Genomic DNA, 26,632 nt, shown 5'->3' with positions numbered 1-26,632 from the left:
TGTGATTTATGATTCACTAGATGTTTTTTCTTCTTTACTATCTTTTTTATCATCTTTATTTTTGCTTTCATCTTTAGATGTTTCTTCATCATCTGGAACTTGTCCTATTGAATCATCACCATTCGGATGATTGTTAGAAAGTGTAAACTTAACTTTAGTACCAGATTTAATTGTTTGGTTCTGACTGACAGATTGCTCAGAAACATAACCAGAACCCTCTGATTCTACTTCAATACCTGTCGCTTCTTGTAATTTTAATAAGTCTCGTTTAGTCCAATTTTCAGTATCAGGCATCGTCATTTCACCGTCAGTAACGAGTAAAATTCTTTCTTTATCTTGGACATTTTTACCTTTAAGCGGTATTTGTTTCTTAATTTTATCACCTTTACCAATTACAATTGGCTCAAGTTTTTTACCTTTTATTGCATCCGTTGCTTTTTGCGTATTCATATTAACAACATCTGGTACATCTGAAGCATTCGTTTTAGCTTTTCCTTCAGTTTCTTCTACATCTAAATATTTCAATGTATTTTCCATAATCGGATTGAAACCTCTTGATACACCATATTCATATGCCTCTAAGTCACGTTTTTGTGCAAGTGACATACCAGCATAAACAACCACTTCAGGATCTTTAGCAGGCGCATAGCCCATAAAGCTTACGAAATAAGGATTGGCACCATCTACATAACCACCGTTTTTAGTATCTGGCACTTGAGCTGTACCGGTTTTACCTGCAACTCGGTAACCATCTATCTTATAGTTTGTAGCATGACTTTCTTTACTATTTACTACTTTATCTAATTCTGTCATTGTCTTCTTGGCTGTATCTTTAGATATTGGATTACCAACTACTTTTTTCTCGCCTTTTTTAATCGTTTCGTTACTTTCTTTGTTTTGAATCGATTTTACATAATAAGGTTCAAGCATATTACCTTGATTTATAATAGCTGTTTCAGCTTGCAACATTTGGATTGGCGTTACAGTAGTAGACTGACCAAATGAAGATGTCTTTCTTTGAAGTTCGTTATCAAATGCAATATTTCCTGGCGCTTCACTATCAAATAAGCCACCTGTTTTTTTACCGAAACCAAATTTCTCATAATATGCTTTTGCTTTATCAGCACCGACTAAGTCTTGAAGTTTCATCATTAATGTATTCGCTGAATATGTAAATCCAGTTGTCATAGGGATATTTCCCCAACCATCATCGTTCCAATCATAAATTTTAAATCCATCTATTTCTCTATGACCTGATTTAAATTTCTTGTTTGGTTCGAATTTACCTTCTTCAATTGCTGCAGCTAGACCATATGTTTTGAATGTTGAACCTGGTTCGTAAGTATTTTGATATAAATCATTCGCCCATTTTTTCCCGAAGTCTTTTTTCGTATCAGGATTAAACGTAGGTCTCTGACTGTAACCTAAAATTTCACCAGTTTTTGCATCCATGACAACCGCAAATAAATCTTTAGGTTCATAGCGATCTACCATTTCGTCGAGTGCATTTTCAACAAAGACTTGAATATTAGAGTCTAATGTAAGATGTACATCATCACCATTTTGCGCTTTAATACTATCTTCACTGTTCGGCACGAGCATACCCCATATATCTTGCTTATAAGAGTTTTTACCCGTTTTTCCTTTTAAATAGCTATCAAATACTTTTTCAGCACCTGATACACCTTTTAATTTGTTTGTATCTGGATCTTTATCTGCTAAACCGATAAGATGAGATGCGAAGTTACCATTAGGATAAAATCTTTTTTTCTCCGTTTCAAACGTCAATCCTGGTAATTTAAGCTTTTCAATTTGTGTTTTTTGTTTATAAGTTAAATCTTTACCTTTTTGACCAAACTCAACTTGAAAGGCATTTTTAGTTTTAAGTTTATCTAAAATATCATCTTCATCCATATCAAGAATTTTAGCTAATGCTTTAGCTGTTTTCTTCTTGTCTTTTACGTGTCGAGGTTTATCGCTACCTTCGCTCATTTTTTTATCTAATATTGCCACTAATTTATAACTATCTGTATCTTCGGCAAGCACTTTACCATTACGATCATAAATTTTTCCACGTTCAGGTTCAGCGACTGTTTGTCTTAAATATTTCTCACTTGCCCTGTATGCTAAATCTTCACCAGCTGAGTGACCACTGATCATTAAATACGAATATCTTACGGCCAATATAAAAAAGAGCAGTCCGAAAAAACTTACTAAGAGGACTGCTCCTATTTTATTTTTCTTTATTTTAATTTTGGGCATCACTACGCACTACCTTTACATTGTCATTATTCAACTTTAGACCGTAGTCTTCAGCTTTTTCGTAGATGCGTTCGTATGACGATTGTTTCATTGATTCCGTCTTCAAATCACTGTTTGTTGTTTGTTGTTGTTCAATTTTACTGTCTAATTCTGCGATTTGTGTCTTGTTATTATACGCATCCATTTTTAAAGATAGCATATAAATACTTATCAACGCAATCATAGTTATTAATGATATGTATACGACTTTTTCGATCCTCGATATTCCTACTACCTTGGTCTTTTTTACTTTTTTCTTCTGTGGTTCGAGTTGTGGCTCTTGCCACTCATCAGGTCTATAATTCGGATATACTCTTTCTACTGCCATTCAATTGCCACTCCTCTGTTTACTTCAAAATTTCCGCAACTCTTAACTTTGCACTTCTCGCTCTATTGTTATGCTCAAGTTCTTGTTCATCAGAAATAATTGGTTTTTTGTTTACTCTTTTTAGTTTCGGCTTGTACGCTTCCGGTATAACCGGCAATCCCCTTGGTACATCTGGGCCTTTTTCATATTCTTGAAAGACTTGTTTACACAAACGATCTTCTAAAGAATGGAATGTAATAACTGAAATTCTTCCGCCAACTTTAACGTGTTGTATTGCCGCTTCAACAGATGTTTCAAATGCACCTAATTCATCATTAACTGCTATTCTAATCGCTTGGAAGACACGTTTAGCAGGGTGTCCACCCTTTCTACGCTTAGCTGCTGGAATACCTTCTTTAATTAAATCCACTAGTTCGAAAGTCGTTTCTATAGGTGCTTGTTCTCTTCTTGCTTCAATCTTTCTAGCTATTTGTTTTGAAAATTTCTCTTCACCATATCTAAAAAAGATTTTGACAAGTTGTTCATATGACCATTCATTTACCACTTCATAAGCTGATAAAGATTGTGATTGATCCATTCTCATGTCTAATTTAGCATCATAATGGTAACTAAATCCTCGTTCTGGCGTGTCGAGCTGTGGACTAGATACACCAAGGTCATAAAGTACACCATCTACTTTACTAATATGTAGTTCTTCTAATATATGTTCTAAATTTCTAAAGTTGTTTTGTACAAAAATCACTTTATGCATATGGTCCTTTAAGATACCTTTAGCATGTTCAATTGCTGTTTCATCTTGATCGATTGCTATAAGTCGGCCTTGGTCATTCAATTGTTCAACTAGGTACAAACTATGACCAGCTCCACCTAATGTACAATCAACGTAAGTACCATCTGGTTTTATGTCTAATTTATCTACTGTTTCTTTCAATAGTACGGATACGTGATGAAACATTTAATTCACTCCTAAAAATCAAAGTCAATGAGATCTTCCGCAATGTCCTCAAAATTGTCTTCAGATTCATCATAAAAATCATTCCACGTAGAACGATCCCATATTTCAATTCGGTTAGAAACACCAATAACAGTACATTCTTTACTTAAATTAGCGTAACTTCTTAAATTTTGAGGGATGTTAATACGTCCTTGTTTGTCTAGTTCTACTTCAATCGCACCTGAGAAGAACATTCTCATGAATTTACGGGCATCTTTTTTTGTAATAGGTAAGGTTTTGAGTTTTTCTTCGATGCGCGCCCACTCTTCAAGTGTGTAGCCAAACAAACATTTATCTAGGCCTCTAGTGATAATAAAACGTTCGTTCAAATCATATCTGAATTTAGAAGGCACAATCATACGCCCTTTAGTATCCAATTGATGTTGGTATTCACCCATGAACATTTTATCTCACCTCACCTTATTTATAATTTACCACATTCCCCCACAATCCTCCACTATTTATACAAGATTTCTTAAAATTTGTGTAAATAGTAAAAAAACACCCAATTTACGATTTCGTAAATTGGGTGTTAATCCTTGTTATGACTATAGTTCAAGCGTTATATGTTTAAAAGTGTAACGAAGTGGTGGATAGGTGGAGGGACTGAACATAGTAATCCCAAATTGATTCATTACTTGGATAGGATTCCACACTCTTTCTTGTAATCCGTGGTGAGGATGTAATGTATGCTCCACTATTTCGAAATGTCTCATACTGATTTCATTTTCTCTTTCAACATTTAATAAATATCTATCTATTAAATATTGATATTGGTGCTGATGTATTTGATTATTTTTTTCGACTAATTTTCTGTTTTGATAATCGTCACCAATTTCTTTAATCAGTTTTTGATGAAATTGAGATTGGCTTTCTTTCATTTCTTCAATTTCTCTTAAGACTTCATCAGAAGCTTTTGCTCTAATAAATTTCTCTTTTTCGCTTTGAATACCATCTACTAAAACAGTATCTAGATCTAAGTTATAGTTATCGATACATTTTTTCGCTTCTTGCGTTAAATAGCTAATACGCATACGCGGTGTAACAATAGGCATTTCAATATTAAATAAATCGAATACACCTTTTAATTCACCCCAATAAATAATTTCACTCGGCCCACCAATGAAGCTTAATGTATTAAATAAATATTCTTCCATTAAAGGTCTAGTTACAACATTATTAGAAAATCGTTCAGGGTGTTCTTCTACAAGATTGAGTAATTCATCTTTAGTAAAGGTTACATCTGTATCTTTATTTAAATAGAATTTTTCATCTTCGTACATAATGAGCTGCCTTTTGTCGTCATGCTCATAGAATAAGTGAACATTACCATCCGTTAAAATCATGCGCTTTTTAATAACTTCAGCAAATTGGTCTTGTGTATTTCTAAATGCTGAATCTACTTCTTCATGTTTTTCAATGTTTTCCTTGAAGAATGGCACTTCTAAAGATCTTAGTTCTGGATCATTCGCATCAATTAATAACAACCCATATTCTTTAAACACTTCATGTGTGATGACTTTAAAAATTTCACTCCATGATTCAGAAGACTCGATTGCTTTATGAATCAATGATTGAATATCTTTAGAATGAACAGTTTCTCCGATAGAACTGAACATGTCATTTAAAGCATCTTTAACCAGTGCTTTATCAAAATGATAATGAGAAACACTCTTTTCTGGTGGTTCTAACGTACTATATTTCACTTTATTTAACTGTCTTGAAATACGATCATACGCATATGTATGATTCACTTCATCAAAATCATGATCTTCTCCAGCTATCCAAAAAACAGGAATAACTGGTGTATCTAATTTTTCACTTTGTTCGTTTGCTAAAACGATAATCGAAATGATTTTATGGAATGTATATAAAGGACCAGTAAAGAGTCCAGCTTGTTGACCACCAATAATGACTTTGTGACCACGTTTTAAATTTTCAATGTTTTCAAGTTGTTTATCTGTTAAATCCAATTGAGACATATAATTGTATATGACTTTTGAAAGTGCTTCTTCTCTACCATTAGCTGATAAATTCGAGCGTCTTTCGAATTCAGATTGGTCCCCTGGTTTATATCCATAAAAGTTTATAATTTCAGTATTATGATTTGTATATCTCTCTATAAAACTATTTTGTTGATCAATTACAGTCTTCTTACAGTCCATACGAGTCTTTCTCCTTCGAAATTAATTACTATCAATAGTATAAAGATTGTAGTTAAATAAAACAATCTAACGGCTTATAATTTAAAATTTTATTCAAATGAAGTATAATTAAGGAAAGAACAAGGGGGATTATCATGGCTAAAGTAGAACATTTACAAATTAATTACAAAACTGAAGAAGCATTCGAACAATTTCGTAACTTCGGAAACGAAGGTTTATATATGGTTGAAGAATTAAAAGGAAAAATGATCGATGCTAGTTCAGATTCACCATTTTACGGTATTTATGTTGGCGACAAGTTAGTAGCAAGAATGTGTTTATTTAAGCAAGATGAAGTAGAAAAAACTTACTTCCCAGCATTTAATGATTACCTCATTTTATGGAAGCTAGAAGTATTAAGAGACTATCAAGATAGAGGATACGGCAAACAGTTATTAGATTACGCTAAGAGCTTCGATTTACCAATCAAATGTATCGCACGTAATCAATCTAAAGATTTCTTCTTAAATCATGGTTTCCAAGATATCGAGCAACAAAACCAATCCGGTGAAGATATTGTGATATGGACACCAGATAAATAATATACTAATGGTCCCGTAGAGTTAGTGCTCTACGGGACCTTCTTTTCGTTTATATTCCCCATAATGTGTAGCAAGCAACTGCTGCCAATAAGATAATCATCGTCAGTGCATGTGTCTTTTTAAACATATAAATGATTGCTAAATATTCTCTAATATATGCATTTGGATAGAAGTATGATTTCGATGATCCGCCCGTAACAGTTGCGTTCATTTTAACTTTCTTAGATAAAAATGCTGCTCTTAAAATATGAAAATGATTAGAAACAATCGTAGCAATTGCATGTTGTTTATAAGCGTTCATTATCTTCATAGAGAACACTAAATTTTCTTCTGTATTAGTTGATTTGTCTTCCATTATAATTTCTTCATTACGTATGCCTTGTTCCACTAAATATCGTCTCATCGCTTCAGCTTCACTGATTGCTTCATCCGAACCTTGACCACCACTTACAATCAATTTCGTATCTAAACTTTTCCGTTTTAATTTAATCGCTTTATCTAATCTCGCTTTCAAAAGTGGTGTTACCTTTTCTCCTATAATACCTGCACCCAGTACGATTATAAAATCTTGTTTTTTTCTTTTAGAAATGCCACTCACAATCCAAGCGTATAAATTATGCAATATAAATATTAAATTTAAGTAGTAAAACAAACTTGAAATAGCAATTAATATCAACCCGTTCCATAATTCTACTAATAGATACGGTTTAAAAACAACGATTAAAAAGTTAATTAAGATGAAAGATCCGTAACCAATGACAATCATGTTTGTTACAATTTTACCTTCATTTGCTATTCGCTTTTTAGTATTTAATAAAGCTAAGAGCATAACCACAATTACAATTAAACAGTAAATGATATTCGCTATGATAATGTAATTAATATTTAGATTTAAATCTAATGTTGGCACAATGATTTCAATCAATATCGTACTCATTAAACTGATGATAAACAATCCTAATAAGAAGACATTTTTATATTGTCTAAAATCCACTAAATAACTGATTATAAATAAAATTAAAAATGCTAACGTAACAAACATCATCGTCACCTCCTAGCCTATTATTTTCACAATCAAAGTATATCATCATAACCAACAAGATACACATAAAATTATTTTCAGAATTTTCAAAATAAATATTGAATTAGGTCAATATAGCTGATATACTATTTCACATTACTTACTTAAATATAGGAGGCAATTTATATGGAATATCAATCATCAAGTAGTCAAACAAAGGACGAATGTGAATCCACCTTTGGTAACAAAATGTTAACTATGTCGTATCAATCATCAAAAGGATGGTCTTCTCCTATCATTAAAGATTATGCACCTATCACAATTTCTCCAAGTGCACAATGTCTTCATTATGGTCAAACCGTTTTTGAAGATATGGTCGCCTATCATATCAATGACGATATTCATATCTTTAAACCTTTCGAACACTTTGAAAAGTTCAATCAATCACTGAACCGAATCGAAATGCCAGCTATTAATAAAAGCGAGCTACTTTTAGGCATCCAACACCTTATTAATCAAGAACGTCAACTATTCGATTTACATGAACATCAACCTGTTAACATTAGAACAGTCATGTTTGCATCAGAGAATAAATTAGGTGTTAGTAAATCTGATACATATGAACTCATTACATTCTTATCCCCTCTACCTAAAACGCTGAATTGCCAAACACCAGAACGTATAAAAGCACATGTAGAAGATGAATATGTTAAATCTGTTACAGGTGGTGCTGGTTTTACACAATTTGGTGGTAACTACGCCGCTTCATACGCCGCAAAATCTAAAGCAGCTCAATTCGGATACGACCATGTAATTTGGCTAGATGGTAGAGAGAGAACCTATATAGAAGAATTAAATAATATGAATATTTTCTTTGTTATCAATCATACACTGATTACGCCAGCATTAGACGGTATTACAGTACCAGGTGTAACACGACAATCAATTATTGAATTAGCAAAAGAATTAGGCTATCAAATAGAAGAAAGACAAATTAGTATTGACGAAGTCCTTCAATCATATAAAGATGGATTATTAACAGAAGTCTTTAGTACGAGTACTTTGAATGCTATCACCCCTGTCTGTGAAATTAAATATAAAGACAATGTTTTAACCATTCATAACAATAAAATCGGACCAATTACACAACATTTATATACAACATATACATTTATTCAGCAAGGTAAGCTTCCAGACCTGCATCAATGGAACTATACAATAGAACGAGAACCGATCGAAATGTAGTATCTGTAAAAAGACTGGCACAAAAAATTTGCCAGTCTTTTTTATTTGGAAAAATCAAAGTTAGCGGGAGGTGCTATGTTGCTTGTTTGGGGAGTCTTGCAATATTCAGACCTCTATTTCTAAAAATATGAAAAGGAGTCTAGAACATTTCTGTCCCAGACTCCTTATGAACTTTATTTATCTTTCACTTCTTTAATGACTAAATTATCTAATACGAAATCTTTAGTCCCTTCAAAGTTCACTTGGCCTTCATTTTTAACACCTTTATTGTCTGCCTTTTTATCTGTTGATGCTATGCCAATCCATGTTTGACCATTTTTATGACCTTTAATTGTCGTTTTGAATTGACGATGTTTTTTATTATCTACAGTACCTTTCAATGGTGTTTCTTTGTATTTTTGATTATCAATACTGTCGTTACCTGTAGCAAAAGCATATGTGTCATCAGATCCTGCTTCATAATCAAATGAAACTTCATATGTCTTATTTGGTTCAAATCTAAAGTTTTGAGGTATCGTTTGATAAGCAAGTTTATTCTTTTCTACTTGACCATTAATTTTTAATGACCATGTACCATCGATGACATCACTTATACTTTTATTATTCCATCCACGTTGTGTATAAGGTGCATGTTTTTCAGATAAGTGTGTTCTGTTATCTTCTACGCCTTCAATATCAGATACGACAAATGGGAATATGCCTTGAGGTACTTTTTCAAAATTTTGTTTAAACACTTTATCTTGTGAATATAATTGTTGATCATTTTCAAAAATTCGAATGTCATCAAAATATGTGACACCTTCACCTTTATCTCTAGAAAGCATTAAAGTTGCTTTACCATTTTTAGGTGCTTTAAAGTGCACATACATATTTTGAAAATAACTGTCATTACCTTTCGTTGCAGATTCTTTAGTTGTATTATGAGCGTTAGCTTTAACATAATTTTTAGCGATAGATTTAGTTGTATAATTTTGATGTGTCGTACCATCTGCCTCTACACTAATACGTGCTTTTTGATCACTTCGATTATCCACACCAACATAAACTGCATATTGTTTACCAGGTTTCAAATCTGTTAATTTTTGTTTCAATTCAACATTTTTCTTCGGATTATTAATCGTTAACATATTGTCGCTACTGTTTGATTTCGTAATAGAAACGTCTTTTTTAGATCCTTTAATTTTCCAATCTTTAAGATTTTCTGCATTAAATCCTGGATCTTTAATATGCATATCTTCTCCGTATTTCACTTTCTCTTTATGTTGTTTTGATTTATACAATACATATGGTGTATTTGCTTTAACATTGCTTAAAGTAACTTTACCATCTTTAACACGTACATTATCAACATATTGACGACCATGCTCTGTTAGTTGGTATAATTTTAAATGCTTACTATTCCAACCTTTTGGTAATTCCCAAGTTGATTCTCCACCATCTTCATTATAATGATAGAGCTTTTGTTTCTTACTGTTTAATTGCTTGCCATTTTCATCCCAGTTCCACGGAATTAAATATTTATTGCCATCTAATATCTTTTGACCATTTAACGTTATCGTTCTAGATCTGTAGTTTTCTTTATCATTTTCATAATCATTAGATTTACGTTTAATGACTACTTTATCTTTACCATTTTTTAATTGGATTTCCATTTCAGGCGTCCATTCAACTGTTTGGTCATTTGCTGTCATTTTGACTGGCTTGCCATCTACCCACTTCGTAACTTCAAAGTGCTGTAAGTATTTAGTAGATAAATTTGTTTTAAAGATATTGTTGATGTATTCATCAAAGTTGTTTCTACCTTGCCAACCTTCAAAGTCTTTCATATCATATCCACCGAGTAATGGATAATCAGCTGCGCCTGAATAAGTTTGGTAATTACCTACCCAAGAGTCTTTTTCGTGGTTTCGAATAAATCTTGCGACGTTCGAATTAATCCCTTTGTTTTCGTAGCCACCATAAGTTAAATCTGCAGCCCAATGTTGGAATGTTGAATCATATTCCATACCGTGACCCCATTCAACAGCTACTCTCCAACCTAAATCTTGTATTTCTTTTGCTAATTGATGAGACATCCAAGCTTGGTTATCACCTGATTGACCATTGCCCCATACATCTACATAAATAAAGTCTAAATCTTTACCTACTTTATCTTTAAAAGCTTTTAATCGGTCTTTCCTACCATGCAACATGTCATATTTTGCATCAATATTAATACCTTGATCTAACCAATTCCAACCATAATTATACGTACCGTCTTCATTTTTTCTTAAACGGTCGGGATTAAATGCTTTAGACTCTGGATATGTTTCACTCGCATTAATATGTACGCCAAACTTTGCACCATATTTCTTACCGTTCTTAAGTAATTTCTTCATATCTTCTGCGCCACCAATACGTTGACCAATATTATCATAATCAAGATGACCAGAATCGTGACCTTCACTACCATATCCTTTTAATATAATGGACTGACCTAACCCATCTGTATTTAAATTAACTTTTTTTACACCATCAAGTGATTTTAAAAATGGATTTTGTGCTTGTGAACCGAAATTCATTGCGATACGGTGTGCAACTAAATCAGGTACAGACTCTGAACCTGTCGGATGATTCATGATAGCTCTATATGCAATAGCACCATCTTGCCAGTCTGTTTTTCCATCACCATTTTCATCATCCGTTATAACAACTTTTGTTTTCGGCATTAATTGTTGTTCTTTAGCATTTTCATAACTTTGACCAGGCTGCAATATCCATTTAGAACTAGATAAACCGACATATTTATCTTTATCTACTTGTTCCGAAGTCGCATTTATTCTCGTATAATCTAGCTCTCCAGTTCCTTCAGAATGTTGTGAATTACTCCAAACACCTGCACTCGTCTTATCATTTGAAACAAAACCATACATCATTGGATATTTAAAATCATCTTCAATATCTTTGTTAACTTTAAAGTTTTTATCGCCACTTTTCATCGTATTTGTAGACATACGTGTTGTTTGTAAGTTAGCATTTTTCTGTTTAGAATTCACAGAAACTAATGAATGATTAGGTATTTCAAAATCTTTTATTATAGTATCATCACTTTTACCATCTAACTTGTTTTTATAATCCTTCATATCAAAATGCAATTGGTTATCTTTAACCTTCATCTCAATTGTAAATTCAGCATCTATTTTTTTATCTTTATTAGAAGCAATTAATTGATATTGAGCTGCATGTGCATTAAGTTTTTTATACTTAACTTTCGGTTGAACCGATTTACCATTCACTTTAATCGTCTTAATTTCTTTAACTTGTCCATCCATCTTCTTACCATTTTTCAAAGTATATTCAATAGCCCTTGGAAATGACTTATCAACCTTCACTTTCATCTTATTACTCTTTAAAACATCCCCTTTGTCTTTTGCTTCTACATGATGATTTGTCAGCGTTAATAAGCTGAACAACATAACAGAAACAATTGAAACGACAAACAGTTTTTTCCTCCAAACAAATGTTTTATTACTAAAATTCAAATTAAACACCCCTTTTTAAAATTTGAAAACTTACATTTATTGTATACTTTTATATCATTGTAGTCTAGCATTTTTGTTCTATAATGTTTGATTTCACTTTCTATTTTGTTCATATAAACAAAAAGAACGAAATGATGAGATTCATCATTTCGTTCACAATTCATACTATTTATTTATAATTTTTAATTACTCTGACTATCAGTGCAATCATAGGAAAAATCATTAAGACAAGAACAATATAATATAAATTAACAATACTATTTTCCCAAGTAATTGGCACAATCACACCAAGCGCCATAATAAGCACTAAAATGATTATATTAACAAACATGCATACTAACAGATCACGAAAACTTGATTTATTCTTGTAATCGAATGTTTGCTTCCAAAAATTTATATATGTCATAAGCAACCCTCCATTCCATTTACAGAATATACCAAATATATCAATTAATATCAATTGTTTTTTAGTGGATTATTTAAAGATTTAAATTCTTTATTTATAACATCAATAATATGTCGTAAGTGAATACAACTTTCAATCAGCTCAACATTGAATAAAAACAAATCTTTATATATAATATATTTAAATCATAGACATTAATGAAAATTCAAAATATAAATGTGCAAAATCAAATTTACAAACTACCTTTTACTACTTGTTATTCAACTAGTGATAATTTCATCTATCATTTCTTCACCTATCATTCTATATATATTTATTCACTTTCAGTTTCCTAAATTATATTCAAAAATATACACAATAAAATTTAAATCAATAAAGGTTTTACATATATAAAGGAGGATTTTTATGGATAAAGAAAATTACGAAAAATTATTAAAGAAAATAAAAGTTTTCGAAAAAAATATTGTCAACTTACCAGGCATAGGCGAACAAACAAAACATAATTTAACGCATATCATTGATAAGTCTGAAAAATTCAAATTAATTATTAATAAGAAAGGACATAGAAACTCTGAAAATTTAACAATTATACTAAATAGTATATCTCATAAATGTAGTATGGTAAGATTTGATGTTAATGGATCTGATCATGCAAATCCTCCAAATAATGAAAGAATTCCAACTCCACACATACACATTTTTACTGATGAATATATGAATGGTGGCATTGCAATACCTTTACATGAAATAGATGATATAGAACTAATTGATGAACTTTTAGATTCTCTCGAATTCTTTATTGATTATACAAATATTAAAAGAAAAGATGTTATAATAACACCAAAACTATTATAAAAGGAGTGATATTTCATGGAAATCATCGAACAAAAAATGCAAACATATTTTGAATGGTTACAACAAAATTATAAATATAAAAAGTTGGAGACTTCCACTGAAATAACTACTCCATTTAAAAACCATTTAAATGACTATATAAGAATATATGCAGATTTATTACCTGATAATCATATTAGACTATCAGATGATGGCCAAACATTTAATGAATTAGACATGTTAGATATTGATTTAACAAAAACACGAAAAAGATTAATTCATTCAATTCTGAACCAATTTAATTTAAGTTTAAAAGATGATGAAATCATAACAAATGTTGACAGTGACAGCTTTCCACAATCAAAACATAATTTAATTCAAGGTATATTAAAAATTTACGATTTGACTTTAACAACTAAATCCAATGTATCTAACTTATTTTATGAAGAAGTTTTTGACTTTTTTTATAATGAGGAAATTACGGGCTCAGCAAAAGTGGCAATCCCTGGTGAAACTGGTATAAAATATTCAATTGATTTTATAATACCAGGAACAAAATTAAAATCAGAAAAACTTGTGAATTTTTCTAATAACCTGGATTATAACAGAATAACAAGTGATCTATTTGCTTATCGTGATGTTAAGAATAATAGACCAAATAGAAATAATTTAAATTCTCAAATGTTAATTATCGCTAATGATTTAGAAAATACCATTTCGAAAAAAGCACAACAAGTAGCTGATTATGAAGGAATTCAAATTCTTAAATGGTCAAATAAAGATGAAATATTAAATACTCTAAAATAACTTACCAATTGTTGATTATAAAATGGTTACTCATTTAGAAATAACAAAGCACCTTAGCCGAATATGGCTAGGTGCTCTATTTTTGATCTTTTATACTATTTATTAAATCCCATTTATTTATATTATTTAAGTACACGAATATTTTTTCATCTTTCAATTTAAACTTATAGAAACATAATTTGTTTTAAATTACTCAAATAAGTTAAACTTAATCTACTATTTAGAATAAGGAAACATATTATAAATTTATGTCATATTCAAAAGGACTGATATACAAATGAAGGTTAATATCGAAAAATATAATCCTTATTGGGTAAATCTTTTTGCAAATGAATCAAACAATATAAAAAGAATACTTGGTGATGAATTACATTCAATTCATCATATCGGTAGTACATCGATTCCACATATATCTGCAAAGCCAATTATAGATATTATGCCTATCGTTAATAATATTGACAATGTGGATAAATATAATCTTGCTTTTGAAGAGTTTGATTATGATATGCATGGCGAATATGGAATCGTTAATAGAAGATACTTTACTAAACTTGATAAAGAAACAAATAAAAAACTTTACCATGTTCATCTTTACGATCGTAAAGATGATAAAAACATTATTCGCCATCTCGCTTTTAGAGACTTCTTAATTGAGTTTCCAGAAGTAGCAAAAGAATATGAGGATTTAAAAATGACGCTCATTAATAAGTATTGCGGAGACAAAGAAAAATATGTAAATGGAAAAAATGAATTTGTAAAAATGACTGAAAAACTTGCTATAAATTGGTATTTACAAAAAAAGATTACCGACTATAATTCTTATCAAAAATAAAATATAGGTGATAACAATGATACATATAAAAGAGTTTTATAATTCATTACCAGAGTTGGAAAATAAAGAACTATCTAAAATACACAATGAAATCTTCTATACAAATGAAAATTTAAACGACAAGTTCTTAAGTAAAAATAAAATTATAATTTTAGTAGCTTATAAAGAAAGTACAATTGTTGGATATAAAATCGGATATGAAAAGGATCGTTCTACATTTTACAGTTGGTTAGGTGGGGTTGAAAAAAATAATCGAAATTATGGAATTGCGCAAATGCTTATGGATAAACAAATAAGCATATTAAAAAGTAAAGGGTATGAAAAAATTCAAACTAAAACTTTTAATAAATGGAAAAGCATGCTCATTTTAAATATAAAAAATGACTTTCAAATAAAAAATTGTTATCCAGATAAAAATGACTTAGCGATTATTTTAGAGAAAGATATCAAATAGAAAATTACAGAAAATAACCTACAACATAAATACTTGATGATCCATGTTGTAGATTATTATACTTTTGACTCATATTTGACACATGCACCCTTTATTACTTTTACAAAGGAACTTAAAAATATCCTAAGTAATTTATACAACTTGGTGTACTGTTGGCGCAGTTACGCTATTTAACAAGCCATTTACATATACAAAAAAATCCCGTCATATCAACGTTACAAGTAACGAGATACAACGGGATATTGGTAATTTACGTCCTGGGAGGGAGTTTATCACTCTTTATAACCATTGATATAACAGTATTTATATATTTTTTGGGGACTATATGGGGATTAAAATATTTTTACTTAATTTTATGACGTCACTTTTTTAATACTTTTTGACCAATAACTAGATCCAATTATATCACTAGTCTGCAACCACATAAACAAAAAAACCACTCTAGTCAATGAAGGGTTTCCTAGAGTGGCCAAACAAAAACAGATTATATTAGTTGTACAAGGATAAACAAAATGGGTGTTAAGCTAATCCTTGTATTACTAAATTACCAAATTATGCTAAATATTACAATATAAAATTAAAAATATCCCATCACATAAGGTGACGGGATCAAAAATATCATATAGAGATTTAATTTGTATATATGGAAAGAGAGAATTAAATCTATAAATCAAGTTTAACATATTAAATTTTCCATGTAAATCAACTATATTATCAAATATTTAATTGTGGTAAATTACACTTTTAAACCCCGTTAAATCAACGTTTCAAATTTTAAAAACATCCATTTACACACACTTTTTCAATTCGTTATGACCAAATTATGACCATTATTTTTTAGGTTTAAAATGCAGTTCGCACGACACATTATAAGTGAATTTATTCACACATTTTTACATTCTATTTTCAACATTTTCAGTAAGTTGAGAGTGGGTCGATTAATTTACTTTTAGAATCAGTACCGGGCAAAGTTTAGGCTACCCTAAATTATTTTCAAGCAATATTTAATATCAGTATCACAAAAATTTATGACCACCCCTACTTTATATTATCTATTGCAACAATAAATGTAGGACATGTATTTAACCATCATAATTATTCAAACATACAAGCAACATTTATCCCACTTCATCAGCTACCTGTGTGTCACATATACTCTAAAATGGGTACTTACTCCAAGTACCGTTACAATATACCATTTAAACTTACCAACTTAAGATATATAACTTTTAAAATTCTGCAAAACTCTACTTTATGACTATTTCCTTCTTTATGTAATATATCATCATAAACAGTTAGATCATATATATAAAGCAACATAATCTATCTAAAAGATTTTGACTGTCAAAATTCTCTAACGTTTTTAATTTCTTGTTAAACAAATTCAATAAGTTTTAATTTAAAATCTTCTAATCAAACTTAAAAAACATATTCAAGTTTGATATTAAATTATAAAATTTATTTAAACTATGCTTTGTTCACCAATAAAACACATTAGAACTTAAAATATGTTCATTACTTCAATATTTTTTAAACATAAATGATTACTAATAACATTATGTTAATCATAATTGATTACTTTTACCAAAAAGAATTTTTGTCTGTTTGTAATAAAGTTTTATTCACATATTTATTTAATGTCTTAAAATATTTTAAATCATTATTTAGTTGAACATATTAATAACGAAATCATTAGTAATGACATGATCATATAACAAAAGTAACCACATTTTACTAAAGTGTTATGCTACTATGTGGCCAATTGTAATCCAAACACTTATGGCGTGTAACCAATGTACTTAACATAGGTAGATACCTATAGTCCTAAAAAGTACATTAGACTATTTTAAAATAGTTTGGCTCTTAATATACCAAAATACACTAATAGCAGTTTATATACTAATTGACGTAACGATACATTAAGCCAGCTTATCTAACTATTAAAACGTTATATTAGTTTAACCTCTATCCTGATATTTTAATAATATATAGTACTAGCGATTGTTATAAGATTATTTATTTTAAATAGAACGGAAATATTCGTCTAATCTCCAAATTTGGTCGAATTACAATATCACTAAAAGCGATTTCTAAGCAAGTTAGCCTATAACTACCCACATAAAAGTGTTAACTGTTGTCAGAATCACAATGAGTAAAGAGTTATTTATGATCTAATGTCGTGATTCACGACTATCTTATAAATAATTTCATTAGTAGTGGCATCATATATCTGTATATACATATTTCTAAAATAGGAATGTGTATAATACAATACTATTTTGATGGTGTAATGATTTGCTACTCTATCATCAAACGCACAGAATTTGGGGCGTCCTTTTATAAAGGGATCTGTATTATGACGACACCTTATTATCTGTGGTACTCATTTAGTACTTTAGTTTCTTGACCTGCGTACCCAATATGACAACGCAGGTATAATAAAATGTAACAATTGGTAATGATAGCTTGTTAATAAGTCCATACATGAAAGTAACACGTAGACTATTTAAACTATTCATTGTTATCAAATACTATTAAATGTAACATTGAGTATGGATTGTATTGTAGGAATAGAGTAGAATGATGATTAACATTATTATAAAGGGAGTTCATTATGTTAAACATTTTACAAGCGATTGGTTCAATTGGTACGTTTATTATGGCGATTTTATATTTCATTTCAGTAATGATACAAATAAGACAAATTAAAATTTCTTTTATACCATTTTTGGCCTTTGACCAGATTATAATTGAAAAAGCAAAGCGTTTAAAATTAAAGAATTTAACTGAAACTGATTCTGACTACGTTAATACAGCTTTTAAACTACAAAATTTAGGCGGTGGAACTGCTAAAAACATAGATATAACAGTTTATTTAAATGAGAATGAAGTATTACAAGAAAAACACATTAATGTTTTACCTAGTAATAAATTTTATCTAATGCCTATTAATAAAAAAGCATTTGAAGAATTTGAAGATACAATAGAAAATAATGGTTATACAACTAATATGTATATAAATATAAGATATTATAGCCAAATATCTAAAAAACAAAATAGTATCACTTATAGAGTAAATATTGAAGAGTTTGTTAATTTAGATGATAAAGACTTGTATGAAATGACATTTGAAACTATTAATTCATAAAATTTTTAGAATTATATAAACTTCCAAATTTTTTATTATCAAAGAGGAGAATAAAAGTGATATTTAAATTAGATAAAAAAGACAAAGACACCCTAAATAAACTAGGAGCAATCTGGTTGAATTCCAATATAACCACTCATAATTTTATTGATACCCAATATTGGCATAATAATTACGAAGATGTCCTTAATGCATTCGAAGAGGCGGAAATAGTTGTATATACGAAAAATGGAAATATTTTAGGTTTTTGTGGTTTAGTTGATAATTATATAGCAGGTATGTTTGTTGATGAGAATGAAAGAAATCAAAATATAGGAACAAACCTATTACAATATCTTCAAAAAGAAAAAGAATACCTATCTCTAAAAGTATATAAAGAGAACAAAAAAGCAGTTAATTTTTATAAGAAAAACCACTTTAAAATTGAAGAGTTAAGTGAAGATGAAACTGGAAACGATGAATATACAATGTATTGGAAAAATAAAAATAAATTCGCTAAGCAAAGATAATTTTAACAATAATAAACAAAATACAAATAAAAAGATTACCAAGTAACATAGTTGGTTATATGTTCTTAAGACCTCTTTCGTCTAATGAAATTATAGTATAAAAAATAGCCACCAATTATTGTAGAATTTACTTATTCGTATAGATGTTTTTTACAAATTTTCTAGTTCTTTTGAAAACTATTCTAGACTTTTTTACAGTTTGATAGCACTTAAGTAAGACTAGATAATCCAATATATAGCTTCCATTAAAAGAGGGAGAAATTCAATCATATGAATTTCTCCCTCAATTTGTAGTTAGCACATTAGTCAAAGAGTATTATTAATTTATTTATTGAATATCAATTATTTTAGATTTTTTGTTAATAGAATTTAGTTTGGGAACTGATACATGTAGTACACCATTCTCAAAATCTGCTTTAATATTGTCCTCATCTCCATTTGGTAAATGATAATACCTACTTATTTGTGATTTTGATCTTTCTGTAAACACAGTGTTCCCATTATTATCTTTTTGTTCATTTTCATTACTTTGTATAGCACTTAAGTACAGTGTATTGTCTTCATAAGTTAAATTAATATTTTCTTTATTGATACCAGGTAAATCAATATCAACAATATACTCGCTATTTGTTTCCCTTAAATCTGTTTTTGGAATAGCTGTATTAAAATATTTAAAAAGCGAATTAAAATGATCATCAAATATTCTTGATGGTGAAAAGTCAAAAATATTTTTATTAAATGGTGTTAAGTTTGACATATAACTTCACTCCTTATTTAAATTTGTTTTATCATTTTGATAAACTTTAGAAAAATCTAAAAAAGGTAGTTTGTCATTTTCGACGTTTTTAAATATATCATTAGTTTTAATTTTACCATCTTTATATTGATTTATAGTTTCAACAATATCTTTTAAAAACAAGGTCAATCACCACTTATTATCAGTAATCTAATTGACTTAACGCAGTTAACAAATCTTTATCATTTTTTAATGCTTCATTATCAATTGTTCCATCTATTTGTATATATGGTATCAGTTGGTTTACTATAGATACTTTTTCATAATCTTTATGAATATTCTCTATAGCCTTTTGATAATCTTTAGTGATTTTAAGGTTTTTAGCTTTTTGTTTTACATATGCCTTTTCTAATAAATTAAATTGGTGAGATGAAACATGATTTTCTGAATCTGTAACTTCCAACACTGTTGGTGTTATTTGATTACCTAGAGCTTGGTGTCTTGAAAACTCCGTTGGAGACATATGACAAGACTTAGCTATTTGTTTGATTTTTTCATATTCCTTAGTTGTTATTTTAAATGTAATTGCCTTTTGATCGCTTCTAGTCATATACTACTCCACTTCTTAACTTATAATATCGAACAACCACGGAATATGTTTAGAAAAATTAGTGTCATTAATTTTCACACCACCTCCTAAAGTTGTTTGAGTTATCAAATGATAATTATTTGAATTATTTTTTCTCAATATTTTTCGATATATCTATAGCTTTTTTGTATGAATCCCACGTAAGTGGCGAAGAAAATTCAATAAATTTATTATTATTGGATTCTCTAGACAATAAATCAATGCTTTTTAACTCAGTAATTCGAGGTGAATAGTTAATGTAATAAGAAGTTTTTGGTTTATCTTTTAACATAATATCTACCTCCAGTTACTTAAAATTATCATTTGATAACTTTCGATTATTTTATAACATATTTTTCATTGTAATGCAACCATTTTTTAAAACTTTTTTTAGTTATTCAAATTTTATCATCGCAATATATATAACCTTAATATTATCAATGTGCTCACGATTAAATCAGTAATCAAAAAAATGCGCATTCGGTATAAATAAAAACTTGATATTTATGGCTTATTAAAAGACTACTTTAATGCAATAAAAACCCCATCACAGAATGTGACAGGGAAAGTTAATGGTTGATTATATATGAAAATTAAGCACAAAATAAGTGCTTATATATAGTAATACTACACTATTTATATTAAAGCAAATAAAAACCCCCTACATCATGGCATTGTGTAGAGGGTAAGTGTTTAAGGTTACACACTTTCATATAATCACTATATCATTATTTTTCCTTATAAACAATAACACCCCACTAATGTGAGGTGTGATAGAAACATACATATAGATCGATTAAATCGGGAGAAGTAATCAAATCTAAAAATATTATAGCACACTTTATAATAAGTAAAAGCCTTTCGATTATGTATAATTATTGTTATTTTCATTTTTTATTTTTTTACTACAAGAAAGTAAAATACCTATAGCAAAACTAATGCTCAAAAACGATGATCCACCGTAACTTAGTAATGGCAATGTGACACCAGTTAAAGGAATTAAGCCAGATATACCTGCTAAGTTAATAAAGACTTGAAGAATAATATAGCTCGAAATGCCTATACATATCATTTTGTAAAAATTATTCTTTGTTTTATTAGCATATATAATTGCTTTAAAAGTTAAAAAACCATACATAAAAATAATGATTAAGACACCTATCAAACCTAGTTCCTCAGCAATAACTGCAAAGATAAAATCTGTATGTGGTTCCGGTAAATATCCTAATTTCATAATGCCGTTACCTAATCCTTTTCCAAATATCCCACCATTTCCAATAGCTAATAGAGAACTCGACAATTGATACCCATCTCCATTTTCATATTTGAAAGGATCTGTTAAAACTTTTATTCTTTTTAATCTATAAATATTACTTGAATCAAAAATTAATGTGTAGAATATGTATATAAATAATGGTGTAGCCGTAATCGCTAGTATTTGTAATTTAATCCTATTTTTTATATCAGAATAAAGCAACATAAATGCTATTATACCAGCGTTTAAAAGCGCTCCTCCTAAATCACCTTGAACTAATATTAAAAGTATACCAAAACCTAATAATAATAATGGTGGGATTAGTGATTTCAAATTATAGCTACTTTCATTTTTTAACCTACGATCTAATATATATGATAAATAAAGAATAGAAGATATTTTTAATAATTCAGATGATTGAATACTAAATATACCTAAATTCAGCCAATTTTTAGAACCATTTATTTCACTTCCAAATAACAATGTGACTACTAGTAACAATAATACACCAATTAAGATTAACTGCTGGATATTTTTCTTTTTAAAAACATCTATATTAAAAGACTTACTCATCATTACTACAATAAAACTACCTAACATAAAATATAAACTTTGTCTTATTATAAAGTGTTTATCACTAATGCTTATACCATTAGTTAATGCACCATTGTATGCAGAAATCATACTTGCACTATAAATCATAATAATCCCTATCATCGAGAGTATGAAATACGTAAACAAGATTCCCTTATCTCCTTTTTTCCTCACTCTCCACATAATACTCACCTTTCATTTCATAATTTACATTCTAACTATTTTCTATAATTTTATCAACTTATTTTTAGGTAACCCTAAAATAAAAAAACAATAAATCCAAAAAACATTTAAGAAGTTTCTTGAATATAGCTCTCTCTTGATGGTTATTAAAAGTACGCAATTTAACTTGATTAAATAAAAAAGGTGACTGTCTGTATCAGCCACCTCATATATACTTCTAACCACTTACGTCCAATTAAATTATAGCAAATAAATAACACCCCACATTAGTAGGGTGTATAAAGGTATTACCAAATATGAGTTTAAAACTAAAACGGAGATAATAGGTTTAAACTAATATTATTGTATCATTAAAATTATAAATTGGAAATTAAATATACCCTACCTAGTTTCCGATAGATAGGGTCTTTTGACGTCTATGAAATTTGTGAGAGTAATAAAGTAATTACTCTATGCTTTGATTTTATCATAATTTTTTATTTAAATGTACCCATAAATCTCCTAGAAACATTCTTAGATGGTTTACCTTTAACGTTTCTAATCAATAAATAAATTAACGACCAATCGTATCATACATAGGGGGTTTAATAGCTTATATTTTTCAAAATTTTAGTTTTAGGAATTTGGTCGTATTTAAGAGTGGGTCGATTAATTCCAATTACTTTCATGACGGGGGTTTAGAAAAGTACCCCTTTAATTTTCAAAATTTTATTTTTGATGATCGCTCTACTTTAATATATACCCACAGTTGAATAATTTGTCACCCTATTCTATTTAATCATTCTACTACTTTTATGGCTTGTTTAACTATTTACTATTAATCATTCATAAACCTTTTCAAAGACTCTTAAACACGCTCTATCAACGTTAGAATGGCATTTCTGTACATATTAATAAGCATATACAAGTTAATTATATATAACTATTAATGCTGCACGTACTTATAATATGAATAGAGTTATCCTTATACTCTTGCATACACGACTTGTGATGTGATTGCTTACGATATATACTTATCGACTTCTCTATTATATTTAAAAATAGTTTCAATCACTTCATTAACTTTTTTTATCAAAGTTGAATAAGAAGTTTTAATAATCTTTTTATCTTTTACTTTGTACTTACTTCAAATGATAAATGAGTGACCTAATAAACTTTTCCTTTTCTTATTAACTCAATACTTTCATTTATATAATTCATCTTATCCTTTAACTAATTGACTTTATATATCATTTGTTTGTTCAAGTTGATTAATTAAATATTAATCTTTGATTGTTCAATTATCATTTCATTTCGCTTAATCATTTCATCAATTCAATAATTGCTTTTAATAATATAAAACAAATCATCATAACAATATTTCATTTTGAATTATCAATTCTTTACTTGAATTGTCTTAACTTGTTTTAACGTGTGATTGTTGTATCTAGATAATATCTTACCTATTCTATTTATAACGGTATTGAGTTGCCTTGTATTTACTATGCCTCTATTACCACCTTATTAAGTATATATCAGATTGTACTGTTACTTAGGTAGTACGGTCACTAACGCTTGGTATAAGTAGGTACAATGCATTATATTCATTCTGCCACACTCACACCAGCTTACATGGTTTTATAAAAATACCCACCAACACATTAAGTGATGATGGGCTAGCACAAGATTATCTCATGCACAATTTTGAAGGAGTATATTCTGGAATTAGAATATTGCAAAATTAAACCTGTTAAAGTTGAAGAAGACGACAAAATTAAAAGATTATTTGCTTTGAATACTTTATAAAATAGTCAAAGGATAGCCTTAACTATCTACCTTTATTATACTAAATTTGCTACTCTTAATCAAGAACATTAGTTCTCTATAATACTATTTTTAACGAACTACAGTTCTCTATTATTATTGATTAAGACTAATCACTTTAATCTTACCAATACGCTTTATATAGTCCACATTACCTTTCTTTTCGCTCTGTTCATCTTGAATAATCATACTTGTACTTTTAACCTTATTTTGTTTTACCATAGTTAAGATATCATTTGCTATACTACGTTGAAATTCAAATTTACCACTTTGCAACTTAGCTATATCTAATTTAAAAGCAATTTTATCTTTATAAACCATTAACTCAAACAATCCGTTATCTGATCTACCTACTACTTGTTCAGTATCAGCATTTATTAACATAATTACATTATCTGCATTTGTATCTTTAAATGATTGTTCGTCAACCACACATTCTTTACTAACCTTTAAATCCTTACTAGCAACACCAGTTTTAAACGTTTTATCAAATTGACCTAATACACCTATGATGCTTTTCTTATCTTTAGAATAACCAACATTATTCCCTACTTGTGTTATTAATCTACTTGTCATTTATGTTCACCTCAATATTAATTATTTGGAGGGTAGATATACTACCCTCTATTACCATTGTTTCTTGTTATAATAATATGCTTGATAGTCTTTTAAAGACGCTGCTTCTAATTCACTCATAACTAAGTTTCTATAGGCATGTGGCGTAGTATTACCACCTATCTGAACTTCGTTCGCTAAGATTTGACCTTTATAAACTGGCTTGAAATCTGTTTTAGTACGATCTACATATTGTTTTCTTGAAATACGTCTACCAGCATTGTTTTTATTAATAATCATTCGCTCGTAAACTTCACCGAGTTCTTTTATTTTATCTTTCATTTCTTTTCTCAGTTTCTCATGTTCTGCTTTGATTGGTTCTAATTCTTTATCAAAAGCTTCATAAAACCTAATATAATCATCTTCTAAGATTGAGTAATCTTCTTCTTTTAATCTATTATCTAACACTTCTATTTTGTCCTCTAATGCCTTCTGTTCACGTTTTAAGCGTGTAACTTCTGCGTAATCATCATTACGTCTATGATAGTCAATTTTATTATCTAACGCCTTTAATTCGTCAATTAAACCATCATACTCACGTTTTAATGATTTAGCTTTTTCCACTTTACCGTAAATTCCATTTGCGAATATTTCAAATGATTTTTCTTGTAATTTTTTCATAGTTTATTTTCCACCTTTGTGATATTTTTTGTATGTTTTATTATTGTTCATATATTCATTAATTATGATTTGTTTAATTTGTCCAAAATCATAAGAGCTTTTAATTCTTTCACCAATCACCCTATTGAGATAACTCATTGATACATTTTCGATATTTGTCGGTAATCTTGCGACAACTGAATGTGCTATCCTTTTATATTTCATTTCGTTCCCCCTTATGAAGTTTCAACTTTACTTAACAACTCTGCTTTTTCCCTTGCTCTTATACGTGCTGCTCTCAACTTGTTTGATAGCTTATAAGCATCGTATTTCAATCTTGCTATAACTCGATTAGGATAATACTCACCATCTGTTTTAAAGAATAGATCTATATCATCTTTATCAGATTGACTATAGTGTTGTGTAACTTCTTCAATTACTTTTAAATTTGTATTAGTCCGTTCGATGTACTTTCTCAAACCCTCTTTATATTCAATAATTGATATAGCCAGATTCTCTAAATGTACCGATTCAAAGTAGATAGTATGTGTTGCTAAATCACCAACAGCATGAGGATAATGATAATCATACATAACTTCGATATAGTCATATGAACATTCAATTTTATTCTTTATATAGTACGGATTGTAATGAACTAATAACTCATAATCACTTAACTCTTGTTTGATTTCCCACACGTTAATAACTCACACCTTTGTTAGTTCGCTATTTTTAATCCCTTAACACTGTTCTCTGATATATTAAAATGCCAATTCAATAGATCAATGTTTTCGACTTTAAACCCTGTCATGATTAATGCTGCTTTCAATTGTCCATTAGTGATATAAAAGCCATGCTCTGATTGTTCGAATAGATGTTTTAGTCCATATGATGAATGTTTTTGATTAAACGACTTAATAGGTTTTAAATTACTACACCACAGTATTAACTGCTCTTGCTTTTCTATTGGTAAGTAATTAATTGAATATGGACTATCCAATTCTATAAACGTTGTATAAGCATTTTTATCTTTACTGTATAAAGCATTTTTAGGTATTATCATGTATTTAGT

General features: G+C 29.2%; 25 protein-coding genes. 8 read left to right on the top strand and 17 right to left on the bottom strand.

Going from position 1 to position 26,632, the window contains the following annotated elements:
- Positions 1 to 6: 6 nt before the first annotated feature.
- The 5 genes from LQ673_RS02560 to bshC all read right to left on the bottom strand — a co-directional run bounded on the left by LQ673_RS02560 (position 7) and on the right by bshC (position 5,788).
- Entirely contained in the window at positions 7 to 2,262 is a 2,256-nt protein-coding gene (locus LQ673_RS02560) for a penicillin-binding protein (protein WP_191836220.1), read from the bottom strand.
- Complete coding sequence (gene ftsL, locus LQ673_RS02555) at positions 2,249 to 2,629, bottom strand: cell division protein FtsL (RefSeq protein ID WP_037587528.1); 381 nt, start codon at positions 2,627 to 2,629, stop codon at positions 2,249 to 2,251. The genes LQ673_RS02560 and ftsL overlap by 14 nt, the downstream gene beginning before the upstream one ends.
- Positions 2,630 to 2,648: 19 nt before the next feature.
- Complete coding sequence (gene rsmH, locus LQ673_RS02550) at positions 2,649 to 3,584, bottom strand: 16S rRNA (cytosine(1402)-N(4))-methyltransferase RsmH (RefSeq protein WP_119498922.1); 936 nt, start codon at positions 3,582 to 3,584, stop codon at positions 2,649 to 2,651.
- Between the two features lie 11 nt (positions 3,585 to 3,595).
- The gene (gene mraZ, locus LQ673_RS02545; RefSeq protein ID WP_025904608.1) at positions 3,596 to 4,027 is read right to left on the bottom strand and encodes a division/cell wall cluster transcriptional repressor MraZ; all 432 of its coding nucleotides are present in this window, start codon (positions 4,025 to 4,027) and stop codon (positions 3,596 to 3,598) included.
- 144 nt (positions 4,028 to 4,171) lie between these two features.
- A complete protein-coding gene (gene bshC / locus LQ673_RS02540; protein ID WP_239704651.1) occupies positions 4,172 to 5,788 on the bottom strand; it encodes a bacillithiol biosynthesis cysteine-adding enzyme BshC in 1,617 nt (538 codons plus the stop codon).
- Positions 5,789 to 5,922: 134 nt separating this feature from the next.
- Between bshC and LQ673_RS02535 the strand changes: the two genes are divergently transcribed.
- The gene (locus LQ673_RS02535) at positions 5,923 to 6,369 is read left to right on the top strand and encodes an N-acetyltransferase (protein ID WP_037587520.1); all 447 of its coding nucleotides are present in this window, start codon (positions 5,923 to 5,925) and stop codon (positions 6,367 to 6,369) included.
- 49 nt (positions 6,370 to 6,418) lie between these two features.
- On the opposite strand, the gene LQ673_RS02530 is transcribed toward LQ673_RS02535, so the two are convergent.
- Positions 6,419 to 7,414 carry a YdcF family protein gene (locus tag LQ673_RS02530; protein WP_239704654.1) on the bottom strand — a complete coding sequence of 332 codons (996 nt, stop codon included), beginning with the start codon at positions 7,412 to 7,414 and terminating at the stop codon, positions 6,419 to 6,421.
- Between the two features lie 162 nt (positions 7,415 to 7,576).
- Between LQ673_RS02530 and LQ673_RS02525 the strand changes: the two genes are divergently transcribed.
- Positions 7,577 to 8,635: a branched-chain amino acid aminotransferase gene (locus tag LQ673_RS02525; RefSeq protein ID WP_191836217.1), complete on the top strand. Its 1,059-nt coding sequence runs from the start codon at positions 7,577 to 7,579 to the stop codon at positions 8,633 to 8,635.
- A gap of 173 nt (positions 8,636 to 8,808) precedes the next feature.
- Here LQ673_RS02525 and LQ673_RS02520 read toward each other — a convergent pair whose 3' ends face one another.
- Positions 8,809 to 12,156, bottom strand: coding sequence for an endo-alpha-N-acetylgalactosaminidase family protein (locus LQ673_RS02520; RefSeq protein WP_275584039.1), 3,348 nt, complete (start codon positions 12,154 to 12,156; stop codon positions 8,809 to 8,811).
- A 169-nt stretch (positions 12,157 to 12,325) separates the two neighbouring features.
- The gene (locus LQ673_RS02515) at positions 12,326 to 12,562 is read right to left on the bottom strand and encodes a hypothetical protein (RefSeq protein ID WP_037559882.1); all 237 of its coding nucleotides are present in this window, start codon (positions 12,560 to 12,562) and stop codon (positions 12,326 to 12,328) included.
- 405 nt (positions 12,563 to 12,967) lie between these two features.
- On the opposite strand from LQ673_RS02515, the gene LQ673_RS14860 reads away from it, so the two are divergent.
- The 6 genes from LQ673_RS14860 to LQ673_RS02485 all read left to right on the top strand — a co-directional run bounded on the left by LQ673_RS14860 (position 12,968) and on the right by LQ673_RS02485 (position 19,146).
- Complete coding sequence (locus tag LQ673_RS14860; RefSeq protein WP_410250510.1) at positions 12,968 to 13,417, top strand: DUF6978 family protein; 450 nt, start codon at positions 12,968 to 12,970, stop codon at positions 13,415 to 13,417.
- Positions 13,418 to 13,432: 15 nt separating this feature from the next.
- The gene (locus LQ673_RS02505; protein WP_084754799.1) at positions 13,433 to 14,203 is read left to right on the top strand and encodes a DUF1828 domain-containing protein; all 771 of its coding nucleotides are present in this window, start codon (positions 13,433 to 13,435) and stop codon (positions 14,201 to 14,203) included.
- A 277-nt stretch (positions 14,204 to 14,480) separates the two neighbouring features.
- Positions 14,481 to 15,035, top strand: a complete 555-nt coding sequence (locus LQ673_RS02500; protein WP_191836214.1) for a GrpB family protein — start codon at positions 14,481 to 14,483, stop codon at positions 15,033 to 15,035.
- A gap of 16 nt (positions 15,036 to 15,051) precedes the next feature.
- The gene (locus LQ673_RS02495; protein WP_239704656.1) at positions 15,052 to 15,489 is read left to right on the top strand and encodes a GNAT family N-acetyltransferase; all 438 of its coding nucleotides are present in this window, start codon (positions 15,052 to 15,054) and stop codon (positions 15,487 to 15,489) included.
- A 2,614-nt stretch (positions 15,490 to 18,103) separates the two neighbouring features.
- Positions 18,104 to 18,637 carry a hypothetical protein gene (locus LQ673_RS02490; RefSeq protein ID WP_058612149.1) on the top strand — a complete coding sequence of 178 codons (534 nt, stop codon included), beginning with the start codon at positions 18,104 to 18,106 and terminating at the stop codon, positions 18,635 to 18,637.
- Positions 18,638 to 18,693: 56 nt separating this feature from the next.
- A complete protein-coding gene (locus LQ673_RS02485) occupies positions 18,694 to 19,146 on the top strand; it encodes a GNAT family N-acetyltransferase (RefSeq protein ID WP_239704657.1) in 453 nt (150 codons plus the stop codon).
- A 328-nt stretch (positions 19,147 to 19,474) separates the two neighbouring features.
- On the opposite strand, the gene LQ673_RS02480 is transcribed toward LQ673_RS02485, so the two are convergent.
- The 9 genes from LQ673_RS02480 to LQ673_RS02440 form a co-directional block, all read right to left on the bottom strand.
- Entirely contained in the window at positions 19,475 to 19,903 is a 429-nt protein-coding gene (locus LQ673_RS02480) for an Hsp20/alpha crystallin family protein (protein ID WP_049320665.1), read from the bottom strand.
- A 181-nt stretch (positions 19,904 to 20,084) separates the two neighbouring features.
- Entirely contained in the window at positions 20,085 to 20,492 is a 408-nt protein-coding gene (locus LQ673_RS02475; protein WP_049320666.1) for a plasmid mobilization protein, read from the bottom strand.
- Between the two features lie 124 nt (positions 20,493 to 20,616).
- Entirely contained in the window at positions 20,617 to 20,802 is a 186-nt protein-coding gene (locus LQ673_RS02470) for a hypothetical protein (RefSeq protein WP_016998735.1), read from the bottom strand.
- A gap of 573 nt (positions 20,803 to 21,375) precedes the next feature.
- Positions 21,376 to 22,506 carry an FtsW/RodA/SpoVE family cell cycle protein gene (locus tag LQ673_RS02465; protein WP_323706479.1) on the bottom strand — a complete coding sequence of 377 codons (1,131 nt, stop codon included), beginning with the start codon at positions 22,504 to 22,506 and terminating at the stop codon, positions 21,376 to 21,378.
- A gap of 1,935 nt (positions 22,507 to 24,441) precedes the next feature.
- The gene (locus LQ673_RS02460; RefSeq protein WP_204168452.1) at positions 24,442 to 24,921 is read right to left on the bottom strand and encodes a hypothetical protein; all 480 of its coding nucleotides are present in this window, start codon (positions 24,919 to 24,921) and stop codon (positions 24,442 to 24,444) included.
- A 51-nt stretch (positions 24,922 to 24,972) separates the two neighbouring features.
- Positions 24,973 to 25,581: a hypothetical protein gene (locus tag LQ673_RS02455; protein WP_204168451.1), complete on the bottom strand. Its 609-nt coding sequence runs from the start codon at positions 25,579 to 25,581 to the stop codon at positions 24,973 to 24,975.
- A 3-nt stretch (positions 25,582 to 25,584) separates the two neighbouring features.
- Positions 25,585 to 25,785: a hypothetical protein gene (locus tag LQ673_RS02450; RefSeq protein ID WP_204168450.1), complete on the bottom strand. Its 201-nt coding sequence runs from the start codon at positions 25,783 to 25,785 to the stop codon at positions 25,585 to 25,587.
- A gap of 11 nt (positions 25,786 to 25,796) precedes the next feature.
- Entirely contained in the window at positions 25,797 to 26,258 is a 462-nt protein-coding gene (locus tag LQ673_RS02445) for a hypothetical protein (protein WP_204168449.1), read from the bottom strand.
- A gap of 20 nt (positions 26,259 to 26,278) precedes the next feature.
- A complete protein-coding gene (locus LQ673_RS02440; RefSeq protein ID WP_204168448.1) occupies positions 26,279 to 26,623 on the bottom strand; it encodes a hypothetical protein in 345 nt (114 codons plus the stop codon).
- Positions 26,624 to 26,632: the final 9 nt, after the last annotated feature.

This window comes from Mammaliicoccus sp. O-M54 (assembly GCF_022386035.1).
GTDB lineage: Bacteria > Bacillota > Bacilli > Staphylococcales > Staphylococcaceae > Mammaliicoccus > Mammaliicoccus sciuri_A.
This window is presented reverse-complemented; position numbering and strand designations above follow the sequence as displayed.

Excerpts from the sequence above, each read along its gene's own strand:
- LQ673_RS02560 (WP_191836220.1), bottom strand. The coding sequence starts at position 2,262 with ATGCCCAAAATTAAAATAAAGAAAAATAAAATAGGAGCAGTCCTCTTA.
- ftsL (WP_037587528.1), bottom strand. The coding sequence starts at position 2,629 with ATGGCAGTAGAAAGAGTATATCCGAATTATAGACCTGATGAGTGGCAA.
- rsmH (WP_119498922.1), bottom strand. The coding sequence starts at position 3,584 with ATGTTTCATCACGTATCCGTACTATTGAAAGAAACAGTAGATAAATTA.
- mraZ (WP_025904608.1), bottom strand. The coding sequence starts at position 4,027 with ATGTTCATGGGTGAATACCAACATCAATTGGATACTAAAGGGCGTATG.
- bshC (WP_239704651.1), bottom strand. The coding sequence starts at position 5,788 with ATGGACTGTAAGAAGACTGTAATTGATCAACAAAATAGTTTTATAGAG.
- LQ673_RS02535 (WP_037587520.1), top strand. The coding sequence starts at position 5,923 with ATGGCTAAAGTAGAACATTTACAAATTAATTACAAAACTGAAGAAGCA.
- LQ673_RS02530 (WP_239704654.1), bottom strand. The coding sequence starts at position 7,414 with ATGATGTTTGTTACGTTAGCATTTTTAATTTTATTTATAATCAGTTAT.
- LQ673_RS02525 (WP_191836217.1), top strand. The coding sequence starts at position 7,577 with ATGGAATATCAATCATCAAGTAGTCAAACAAAGGACGAATGTGAATCC.
- LQ673_RS02515 (WP_037559882.1), bottom strand. The coding sequence starts at position 12,562 with ATGACATATATAAATTTTTGGAAGCAAACATTCGATTACAAGAATAAA.
- LQ673_RS14860 (WP_410250510.1), top strand. The coding sequence starts at position 12,968 with ATGGATAAAGAAAATTACGAAAAATTATTAAAGAAAATAAAAGTTTTC.
- LQ673_RS02505 (WP_084754799.1), top strand. The coding sequence starts at position 13,433 with ATGGAAATCATCGAACAAAAAATGCAAACATATTTTGAATGGTTACAA.
- LQ673_RS02500 (WP_191836214.1), top strand. The coding sequence starts at position 14,481 with ATGAAGGTTAATATCGAAAAATATAATCCTTATTGGGTAAATCTTTTT.
- LQ673_RS02495 (WP_239704656.1), top strand. The coding sequence starts at position 15,052 with ATGATACATATAAAAGAGTTTTATAATTCATTACCAGAGTTGGAAAAT.
- LQ673_RS02490 (WP_058612149.1), top strand. The coding sequence starts at position 18,104 with ATGTTAAACATTTTACAAGCGATTGGTTCAATTGGTACGTTTATTATG.
- LQ673_RS02480 (WP_049320665.1), bottom strand. The coding sequence starts at position 19,903 with ATGTCAAACTTAACACCATTTAATAAAAATATTTTTGACTTTTCACCA.
- LQ673_RS02475 (WP_049320666.1), bottom strand. The coding sequence starts at position 20,492 with ATGACTAGAAGCGATCAAAAGGCAATTACATTTAAAATAACAACTAAG.
- LQ673_RS02470 (WP_016998735.1), bottom strand. The coding sequence starts at position 20,802 with ATGTTAAAAGATAAACCAAAAACTTCTTATTACATTAACTATTCACCT.
- LQ673_RS02460 (WP_204168452.1), bottom strand. The coding sequence starts at position 24,921 with ATGACAAGTAGATTAATAACACAAGTAGGGAATAATGTTGGTTATTCT.
- LQ673_RS02455 (WP_204168451.1), bottom strand. The coding sequence starts at position 25,581 with ATGAAAAAATTACAAGAAAAATCATTTGAAATATTCGCAAATGGAATT.
- LQ673_RS02450 (WP_204168450.1), bottom strand. The coding sequence starts at position 25,785 with ATGAAATATAAAAGGATAGCACATTCAGTTGTCGCAAGATTACCGACA.
- LQ673_RS02440 (WP_204168448.1), bottom strand. The coding sequence starts at position 26,623 with ATGATAATACCTAAAAATGCTTTATACAGTAAAGATAAAAATGCTTAT.